The following is a 9,362-nucleotide window of genomic DNA, read 5'->3' on the forward strand; positions in this document are numbered from 1 at the left end:
GATCCCCCCTTACCAGCTGCCGCAGACAGTCCTACACTGTAGGTGAGAGTTGAAAGGCAGTCGGGAGAAAAGTTGTGAAAAAAGTTTTAGCAATCATTCTCGGTGGCGGTGCCGGAACCCGCCTTTATCCGTTAACTAAACTACGTGCTAAACCAGCAGTACCACTGGCGGGTAAGTATCGGTTAATTGATATCCCTGTCAGTAATTGTATAAATTCTGAAATATTCAAAATCTACGTCCTGACACAATTCAACTCAGCCTCCCTGAATCGCCACATTGCTCGTACGTACAGCTTTGCTGGCTTCACTGAAGGGTTTGTGGAAGTCTTGGCCGCACAGCAAACACCAGAAAACCTTAGCTGGTTCCAGGGTACAGCTGATGCGGTTCGTCAGTACCTGTGGTTGTTTGAAGAATGGGATGTAGACGAATATTTGATACTTTCAGGCGATCACCTGTATCGGATGGACTACCGTGAGTTTATCCAGCGTCATAGAGAAACTGGGGCTGATATCACTCTCTCAGTTATACCTATTGACGAGCGCCGCGCCTCAGACTTTGGCTTAATGAAAATCGACCAGTCTGGTAGGATAATTGATTTTAGCGAAAAACCTAAAGGCGAAGCTTTAAAAGCAATGCGGGTAGACACTACCATTCTTGGCTTAAATCAAGAACAAGCCGAACAACAGCCCTACATCGCTTCGATGGGCATTTATGTCTTTAAAAAAGACGTTTTGATCAAGTTGTTGAAAGAATCTTCAGAAAGAACTGATTTTGGTAAAGAAATCATTCCTGATTCTTCTAAAGAATACAACGTTCAAGCCTATCTGTTTAATGACTATTGGGAAGATATTGGAACAATCGAGGCGTTTTATAATTCCAACTTGGCACTGACTCAGCAACCCCGTCCGCCCTTTAGTTTCTACGATGAAAACGCACCAATTTACACACGCGCTCGTTATTTACCTCCTAGCAAACTCTTAGATTGTCATGTCAGGCAATCGATTATTGGTGAAGGTTGTATTCTAAAAAATTGCCGAGTAGAAAATTCGGTGCTGGGGATAAGATCGCGGATTGAAAGTGGCTGTATTATCCAAGATTCCTTGATTATGGGCGCAGACTACTACCAAGCGTTTGCCGAACGTCAGTCTGATTGCAATCCCAGCACGATACCTTTAGGTATAGGCGCTAACACAGTAATTCGGCGTGCCATCATTGACAAAAATACTCACATCGGCTGCGATGTGCAAATTATTAACAAGGATAACGTTCAAGAAGCCGAACGTGAAAGCCAAGGCTTCTACATTCGCAGTGGCATTGTCGTTGTGCTGAAAAATGCTGTCATTCCAGATGGAACGATTATTTAGTTATTGGTTAGTGGTTAGTAGTTAGTGGTTAGTGGTAAAAAACCAACTACTAACTACTATCTACTAACTACTAACTACTAACAAATGACAAAATTAATTCTACTAATTGGTCTTCCTGGTAGTGGTAAGTCAACTTTGGCAAAACAGTTGCTAGCAGAATGCCCCCAGAGGCGATTGGTTTCTACCGATGCTATTCGGGGGCAATTATTTGGCAATGAAGCACTTCAGGGCCCGTGGCTGTGGATTTGGTGGGAAGTTAAACGACAATTTCAAGAGGCGATCGCTACAGGTAGTACAGTAATTTACGACGCTACCAATGCTCAGCGACGCCATCGCCGTGAAGTCATCACCCTCGCCCGCGACATCGGTTTTACTCACATTAGTGGAATCTGGATCAATACCCCTGTTTGGCTGTGTTTGGCACGCAATAAGAGGCGGGAACGCCGAGTGCCGGAGGAGGTCATTTTTCGCATGTATCGCCAACTACGTGATGCTCCCCCCAGTTTAGAAGAAGGACTAGACTGTCTGATTTGCTTTTCCAAAGAGATTGGAGAGTACGGAAATTGCGCTTGTGTTTTGAGCAAGAACCGAACTTGATTTTATTAAAGGTTTGTTAACTTAAAATCAGAGTTTATGTGCCTGGAATTATACCCGGCTGAAAGTGGCGACTCTAATATTAGAAAAAACATAAAGTAAATTTTTAGAGGAGGCTGGTAGATGGCTACAACCGATTTTAAAGATTATTACGCAGTTTTGGGAGTCAGTAAAACTGCCAGTCCAGATGAAATAAAGCAAGCTTTTCGGAAATTAGCTCGTAAATATCACCCTGACGTGAATCCTGGCAACAAACAGGCGGAGGCACGCTTCAAGGAAATTAACGAAGCCTACGAAGTTTTGTCAGATCCAGACAAACGCCAGAAATACGATCAATTTGGTCAATATTGGAAGCAAGTTGGTCAAGGCTTCCCTGGCGGTGGTGTTGGGGTTGATATGGGTGGGTTTGACTTCAGTCAATATGGCAGTTTTGATGATTTTATCAATGAGTTATTAGGACGTTTTGGCGGTGCTAGCCCTCGCAGTGGCAGACAAAGCTATAGTTACCGTACTTCTACGGGTGCTGGCCCGGGTGGTTTTGGTGGCTTTAGTGATTTTGGATTTCAAGACACTGGTGCAGGTGCGGCAACTCAAGACGGAGAAGCCGCAATTAGTCTGACTTTTTCAGAAGCGTTTCATGGTGTCAAGAAGCGCTTCAGTTTAGGCAACGAAACTATTGATGTCCGCATTCCTCCTGGTGCAAAACCCGGTACTCGTCTGCGCGTACGGGGTAAAGGCCCAGTCAGTCCTTTAACCCAACAACGAGGCGATCTGTACTTAAAGGTTGAACTTCAATCTCATCCTTTCTTCCAGTTTGAGGGTGATAATTTGGTATGCGAAGTGCCAATTACACCAGATGAAGCTGTTCTAGGAGCCTCGATAGAAGTACCTACACCTGATGGTAGTGTTAGTGTGAAGCTACCTGCTGGGGTGCGTTCTGGTCAATCACTGCGTCTGCGCGGTAAAGGCTGGCCGCAACCAAAGGGTGGACGCGGCGACGAACTAGTGAAGATTGCGATCGCCACTCCCAGAGACATCAGTCAACAAGAGCGGGAGTATTATGAAAAAATCCGCACTATCCGTACCTCTAACCCCCGCAGTCATTTGCAAAATATTAAGTTGTAATCATTTTGGATTGGAAAATGTTGGTTGTTGGTTGGAACAAAAAACAAACAACAATCAACAAACACCAAACAATAACCCTACAATTGTTGCTTGTTTTGTAACCAATAAATTGCTAAAAAACTAATAATTCCGTACAAACCTATCAAAATTAAAAGTGTTAGTTCTCCTAAAAACCAACTGAAGTCAAATCCTTCACCGATCCAAAAGGTACCAAATGCCATTAGCATAATACCTGCACTTAGCTTGATGTTGCTTCTACTAAATGCGATCGCCAGCAATAGCTGTTAATTTTTGCATAGCCAACACCTGCTGTACGTCCAAAAGACTACACTCAAGGTTAGCAGTTATTTCTACTGATTGTTGTCTGGTCATCAATCGGAGCGGCGGGATTTGAACCCACGACCTCCACTACCCCAAAGTGGCGCGCTACCAAGCTGCGCTACGCCCCGGCAACCTTTTTATAATAACACGAATTCGGTAATAAACAATAGTTAATCTAAAAAACCTTAAGCATCCCAGCGGCTTGCAGCAAACCTGGAACAGCGGCAGCACTCCATTTGCCTTCTGCACAGCGACTCGTATTTAAGATAAAGCGCAGACTGTAGGCATGGGGATAACCTTCTACTTCCATCCATAGTAAATCGCTTTCGGCTTCACAGGCGATTTTTTCTTCGTCCATTAATTCCGAAGCAAGTTGCTGCATTGTGTCTGCTAGTTGCAACAGTAGCCGACAAAAATCATTTAATTCTGCTTCTGTTAACTCGATCGCCCAATCATCTGTACCCACTAAACCTTTATATTCTGGTGCAGATGGGTTCCAACCAATACGCCAACCAGATCCACTTTTAACGACACGTTCCATAAATTATGTTGGTGGTTGGTGGTTAGTAGTTAGTGGTTAGTGGTTGGTGGTTGGTGGTTAGTAGTTTAGTTTTACCCACTACCCACTAACTACTATCTACTAACTATTTTTGACTAAAACCGTTAACTAACGCCTGAATTAACGCATCTCGCTGGCGGCGGTTAAGACGGCGAATGGCTGCGCGATCGCCTTCAAAGGGATTTTGCCGTAATGTATCATTTCCTGGATACGATCCGTCATACATCAGTTCATTTGCATCCAGGTAATCAGCTAAAGTCAATTTCCAATCCAGGCGATAATTTGGCGGCCGTCCTTTAACGTAAACATGATACCTAATCATGCGACTGACTAAGGTATTGTTTTCGGCTACTTTCCCGGTTTCTTTACTTATATATTGATTTTCCTTTGGTAAGTCTGGCAATTGTTTGTACACCTGCTGCCAAACTTCCGTTGAACTAACTCTTTGAGCGTAGGCAGGTTGGGTAGAGAGTAAACTGGTGTGGATTAATTGGCTTTGACTAAAATCGCACAACAATACACCCAACACTAATATACCCCCGCTCCCCCTTAGAAAGGGGGAAGTGAAGATTGCCTGCCAAGGCTTGAGCATAGATTGTAGAAACAGTAAATTTTTGCTCATTCTACTTGGCAAATTGTACTTTTTATACTTCTCCAATAATTTCTGGTTGAGTCAGTTCATCTGACATCTCAATGATTGCTCTTAGCACTGGTTTCATCATGGCATCATCGCTACTCTCAAAGTCTTCGTAACGCCGACGCTTGGCACGATTTGCCACTTGAACCGTAATGCGATAGCGATTTGAGGCTGCACTAATCAGATCCTCAGCACGGTGCATAATTTGGGATTGGGTCGTCTCGAACTTAGAACGCTTTAGCATATTTACTGGTTCTTTGGGTCTTTTTTAGTTTAGCAGCATCATTAGTTAGTGGTTAGTGGTTAGTGGTTAGTGGTTAGTTGTTAGTTGTTGATTTTTTACTACTATCCACTATCTACTATCCACTATCCGCTAACCAACACCTAAAATACAACCAGTGCGTGGAGGAAGGTTTAAACTTAAGGATTTGATCTCTCCCTCAGTGTGCCATTCAACCTCAGCACTGCCATATAAAAGCTTGTTGGGTTGGGTATGCAAATTGATTGTGTCTATGTTTGCTTTTGCCGATGCAGTACTAGAGTTAACGGCTATCACTAATTCCTCTTTGTCTAAAGTGCGTGCAAAAACGTAAAGTTCTCCTTGGGAATATAAGACTTGGTAATCACCCGTACGTAAACAAGGGTAGGTGTGGCGGAGGGCAATTAATTGGCGGTGAGTATCGAGAATTTCTCGATCCCAACTGGCTTCTAAAGGAAAGCCACGACGGGAGTCTGGATCGAGACGACCGGGTAAACCCACTTCATCACCATAATAAATACTGGGCGCACCAGGAAAGGTGAGTAGCAGTAGAGTTGCTAATTTTACACTAGCTTTATCTTCCCCAGCAATACTAATCAACCGTGCTGTATCGTGACTCGCTAGTAAATTTAATTGCGTCAGTTGAATTTCCCAAGGGTAAAGTTGCAGTAATTCCTGCATTTTAGCAGCGTACTCAGCAGCAAACAAAGGCGGGTAGGGATGATAGGAACGTCCTTGGACTTGTTCCATATCTACGCGATCGCCTGCGGTAAATGCGATCGTTGGCGCGGCAAATAAATAATTCATCACGCCGTCAAATTGCGTACCATCCAACCACTCGCGAGAATCTCCCCAAACTTCACCCACAATATAAGCATCGGGATTGATGGCTTTGACACGCTGGCGGAACTCCTGCCAAAAACCGGGAGTTTTAATTTCAAACGGCACATCTAAACGCCAACCATCAATGCCAAATTTAATCCAAAATTCGGCAATTTCCATGATGTATTCCCTGACTTCTGGGTTGTCATGGTTAAATACTGGTAGCGCTCGATTGTCAGCCCAACTCTTGTAGTTGGCGGGAAATTCGCCATTGTAAGGAGAAAGAGGCCAGCCTTCAATTTTGAACCAATCAACCCAAGGCGAATGGGGGCCATTTTCCAAAACATCGTGGAAAAAGAAAAAGCCACGACTGGAATGATTAAATACTCCATCTAATACGACTTTAATATTGCGGGCGTGGGCTGCATCTAGCAATTCCTCAAAAGCCGGATTGCCCCCCAACATGGGATCAACCTGATAATAATCGTGGGTGTGATAGCGGTGATTGCTGGCAGATTGAAAGATGGGTGTAAAGTAAATGGCGTTAATTCCCAAATCCTGTATGTAATCTAGCTGTTCGAGAACACCCCACAAATCCCCTCCCTTGTAACCTTGGAGTGTAGGCATAGCGTCCCAGTCTTCCCAACTAGCATTACGCAACAGTCGTTTGCGTGGTTGCTTGCTTCTAGCGAAGCGATCGGGAAAAATTTGATAGAAAACAGCGTGCTTAACCCAGTCTGGTGTGTGAATCTGCATGAATTGCTCTTTATTTCTCCATCGCGATCGTTGCAGATAGGAGGTTACTTGCGTCTCACACTTGTGGTAGAAAATTTAATCTATAGTCATTTGTTAGTAGTTGGTGGTTAGTAGGGGCGGGTTTTGATAGACATTTTGTCATCGAAGCTCATAAGTATCATGGCTAAACCCGCCCGTACAGTGGTTGGTTGGTGGTTGGTGGTTAATCCATCTCCCCTTCGGGGAATTAAAAATGTAAAATTCAAAATTTTTAATTTTTAATTTTTAATTTTTAATTTTTAATTAACTACTCCCCATCCTTTCCCTAAAACTGCTTCCCTCGAAACAGTATTTCCTTCTCCAGGTTGCTTAGAATTAACTGCTATCACCTAATTTTGCTTTAGCTCAAGCTCAACTGGTTAGCAATTTTGGCGATGTCTGGTGACTGATTGTTTTGTGTCTGTGCATACCAATGATGTTACTGACTGGTTGTTAACTCAAGTTAATAAACTTGAGCGATGACTTCCGTATGGCTTAACGTAAGGTATGCAATGGTGCGCTGCACACACTCCTCTACCCAAGCTGAGAAATATAAAGGCAAAATAGGAGAGTTAAGATCTAAGCCTGATTGACTACCTCAAATCAACGTTATTTATTTTCCGGAGATCTAGATAGTGAATACCTTTGCGGAGAAAATTAGCAGCATCATTACAATTGGTTTTGACCAAACAACTCAGCTTTGTGTAGCAAAAAACATCATTTTTTCTGCCAGATTACCCTACTCTTAGGGGAAGGTACCTATTTTTTGTCAACTCAATAGTCGTTTTTGTCTAGCAATTCTCTATACAATCAATTGCTGGGGCGATATGGTTGCAGTACCCTTGGGAGGTTTTCGATGGATTGGATTAGCTTACTCAAAGCTCAACAAGCTGATTTCCTTCAACGGGTGAAAAAACCAAAGACTCATGACGTATCTTTGCTGGAAAGTCAAGTCAAAGGTTGCCACACTGAAATTATGCCATTTTGGGGCGAAGCACTGGAAAAACTGATGGAAACTGCTCGTCAACAAGCAGAAATTATTGCCAAAAATCCGCCTCCTACACCACCCGAATATCCTGAATTTTCGGAATGGACAATACCCTTTCCGACGTACTTTCAGCAGCAAGCAGAAGATTATATTTTACGAGAGCAAATTGTTGAACAAGTCATGCATCAACGTCTGGGCAAGAGGATTCATAGAATGCCACAAGACGCTGTCAAAAATATGGTATTAGATGATGAGGGAAATTTACGCGGTGAAAGCAAATTTCCTTATTTACTTGTTGATAAACCCAATGTTAGTATTCTAGCTTGCGTTGCAGATGGCGAAAGTTTTAATAGTCTTAAAAAAGATAAGATTAAGTGGTCTGTTACTCAAGAAGATTTGAAAAATAACCAACTATTGATTTTTTTATCTTTGTTTTATCCATTTACTGGCACCAGAGGTTACGAAAAACAAGCAATAATTACTGGCTTTTTACCTACAAATCAACTTGAATTTAGTGAACCAAAAATTTACATTACTGCCAGCAGTTTATTATATGCGGGTGGACTGAGTTGGTATTTGGAAACAGGAATTAGCAAACAAAATGCACTGCCATTGTTTGATGAAATAATGGTTCCAGAACAAACTCAAACTGTACCACCAGAGCATCCCCTTAAGGAGATAATCGGAGATTGGGAGTGCTGGCAAACATTGAAAGGGCACACTAGAGGGATTAACTGTCTTGCTTTCTGTCCCGGAAGTAACAACGATTCCATCTCTGTGTTGGTAGCTAGTGGGAGTCGTGGAGAGACAAAGTTATGGGATTTGACGAAGGGAGAGTTAGTTGGTACTTTATCAGAGCATCCTTGGATGTTGTCTGGATTAGTAGATGAAGTAAATGCCCTAGCTTTTAGTCCAGATGGGCAGACTTTGGTAAGTGGTGGTGCAGACTCTACGATCAAAATGTGGCATGTAGGCGCACAAGATTTGATAGATATCCTGCACAAACATAATGGCATGGTGCGCTGTGTTGCTTTCACTCCCGATGGACGGATGTTAGCAACGGGAGGAGATGACAGAAAAATTTTGTTTTGGGATTTGATGCAACGCCAGGTAACTGTTGCCCTTTCTTTAGATGATACTGCTGCTCATTCTTTGGCTTTGAGCCAAGATGGGCAAATTTTGGTTACAGGCAGTTACCGCAAAATTAAGGTGTGGCAAGTTTGCCAACAACCAGGAGGTAAACCGACCCATGCTGAGTTATTGCATACTCTCACAGGCCATGCTCATATTGTGCGATCGCTAGCGATGAGTGTTGATGGCAAAATTTTTGTCAGTGGCAGTCGGGATAAGACTATCAAAATTTGGCAATTAGAAACAGGGGAATTGCTGCATACCCTGAAAGGACACAGAGATGGAGTATATGCGATCGCCCTTTCTCCCGATGGGCAAACTGTCGCTAGTGGCAGCGCCGATAAAACTATTAAATTATGGCATCTACAAACAGGTGAATTGCTAGCTACATTTACTGGTCATACTCACACTGTTACGGCAGTAGCATTTACTGCTTCTGGGGAAATTTTGGTGAGTGGAAGTTTGGATAAGACGATTAAAATTTGGCAACGGAGTTAATATTATTTTGGGCGTTGCTGAATCATGCGGATGAATTTACAATTTACGGGTATGTAGAGACGTAGCAATGCTACGTCTCTACAAGGATTTGGCTACCAGGAAAGTTTCAATCCCTAATAGGGATTAGTAAAAGTTTCAACAAGCGTGCCGGGTGTTTAACTTCATTAGCAATGTTTCAATCCCTAATAGGGATTAGTAAAAGTTTCAACGCAGAAGCAGATAAAGTTAGAGATAAGTTAGTGAGTTTCAATCCCTAATAGGGATTAGTAAAAGTTTCAACGTTTTTAGAC

8 protein-coding genes and 1 tRNA gene are annotated in these 9,362 nt (G+C 42.8%); 4 read left to right on the forward strand and 5 right to left on the reverse strand.

The annotated features are described in order from the left end of the window. Nucleotides 1-74: 74 nt before the first annotated feature. The 3 genes from HXY43_RS12645 to HXY43_RS12655 all read left to right on the forward strand — a co-directional run bounded on the left by HXY43_RS12645 (nt 75) and on the right by HXY43_RS12655 (nt 3,083). Nucleotides 75-1,364, forward strand: a complete 1,290-nt coding sequence (locus HXY43_RS12645) for a glucose-1-phosphate adenylyltransferase (RefSeq protein WP_290883548.1) — start codon at nt 75-77, stop codon at nt 1,362-1,364. 84 nt (nt 1,365-1,448) lie between these two features. Next, a complete protein-coding gene (locus HXY43_RS12650) occupies nt 1,449-1,961 on the forward strand; it encodes an AAA family ATPase (protein WP_026735692.1) in 513 nt (170 codons plus the stop codon). Between the two features lie 120 nt (nt 1,962-2,081). Further along, a complete protein-coding gene (locus HXY43_RS12655) occupies nt 2,082-3,083 on the forward strand; it encodes a J domain-containing protein (protein ID WP_290883549.1) in 1,002 nt (333 codons plus the stop codon). 375 nt (nt 3,084-3,458) lie between these two features. Here the strand turns inward: HXY43_RS12655 and HXY43_RS12660 are convergent. The 5 genes from HXY43_RS12660 to HXY43_RS12680 all read right to left on the reverse strand — a co-directional run bounded on the left by HXY43_RS12660 (nt 3,459) and on the right by HXY43_RS12680 (nt 6,437). Beyond that, nucleotides 3,459-3,532: transfer RNA gene (locus tag HXY43_RS12660), tRNA-Pro, on the reverse strand. A gap of 47 nt (nt 3,533-3,579) precedes the next feature. Continuing rightward, nucleotides 3,580-3,945, reverse strand: a complete 366-nt coding sequence (locus HXY43_RS12665; protein WP_290883550.1) for a DUF1818 family protein — start codon at nt 3,943-3,945, stop codon at nt 3,580-3,582. 103 nt (nt 3,946-4,048) lie between these two features. After that, the gene (locus tag HXY43_RS12670; protein WP_290883551.1) at nt 4,049-4,585 is read right to left on the reverse strand and encodes a hypothetical protein; all 537 of its coding nucleotides are present in this window, start codon (nt 4,583-4,585) and stop codon (nt 4,049-4,051) included. A gap of 22 nt (nt 4,586-4,607) precedes the next feature. Then, complete coding sequence (locus tag HXY43_RS12675; RefSeq protein ID WP_026735671.1) at nt 4,608-4,844, reverse strand: DNA-directed RNA polymerase subunit omega; 237 nt, start codon at nt 4,842-4,844, stop codon at nt 4,608-4,610. Nucleotides 4,845-4,973: 129 nt separating this feature from the next. Further along, nucleotides 4,974-6,437, reverse strand: coding sequence for a glycoside hydrolase family 13 protein (locus HXY43_RS12680; protein ID WP_290883552.1), 1,464 nt, complete (start codon nt 6,435-6,437; stop codon nt 4,974-4,976). 874 nt (nt 6,438-7,311) lie between these two features. Between HXY43_RS12680 and HXY43_RS12685 the strand changes: the two genes are divergently transcribed. Next, nucleotides 7,312-9,072 (forward strand): WD40 repeat domain-containing protein, encoded by a 1,761-nt coding sequence (locus HXY43_RS12685; RefSeq protein WP_290883553.1) that lies wholly within the window; start codon nt 7,312-7,314, stop codon nt 9,070-9,072. Nucleotides 9,073-9,362 lie beyond the last annotated feature (290 nt).

It is taken from the genome of Fischerella sp., assembly GCF_013388695.1.
Taxonomy (GTDB): Bacteria; Cyanobacteriota; Cyanobacteriia; order Cyanobacteriales; family Nostocaceae; genus PCC9605.

What these genes read in the sequence shown, in the direction of transcription:
- HXY43_RS12650 (WP_026735692.1), top strand. Translation starts at nt 1,449, where the DNA reads ATGACAAAATTAATTCTACTAATTGGTCTTCCTGGTAGTGGTAAGTCA.
- HXY43_RS12655 (WP_290883549.1), top strand. Translation starts at nt 2,082, where the DNA reads ATGGCTACAACCGATTTTAAAGATTATTACGCAGTTTTGGGAGTCAGT.
- HXY43_RS12665 (WP_290883550.1), bottom strand. Translation starts at nt 3,945, where the DNA reads ATGGAACGTGTCGTTAAAAGTGGATCTGGTTGGCGTATTGGTTGGAAC.
- HXY43_RS12670 (WP_290883551.1), bottom strand. Translation starts at nt 4,585, where the DNA reads ATGAGCAAAAATTTACTGTTTCTACAATCTATGCTCAAGCCTTGGCAG.
- HXY43_RS12675 (WP_026735671.1), bottom strand. Translation starts at nt 4,844, where the DNA reads ATGCTAAAGCGTTCTAAGTTCGAGACGACCCAATCCCAAATTATGCAC.
- HXY43_RS12680 (WP_290883552.1), bottom strand. Translation starts at nt 6,437, where the DNA reads ATGCAGATTCACACACCAGACTGGGTTAAGCACGCTGTTTTCTATCAA.
- HXY43_RS12685 (WP_290883553.1), top strand. Translation starts at nt 7,312, where the DNA reads ATGGATTGGATTAGCTTACTCAAAGCTCAACAAGCTGATTTCCTTCAA.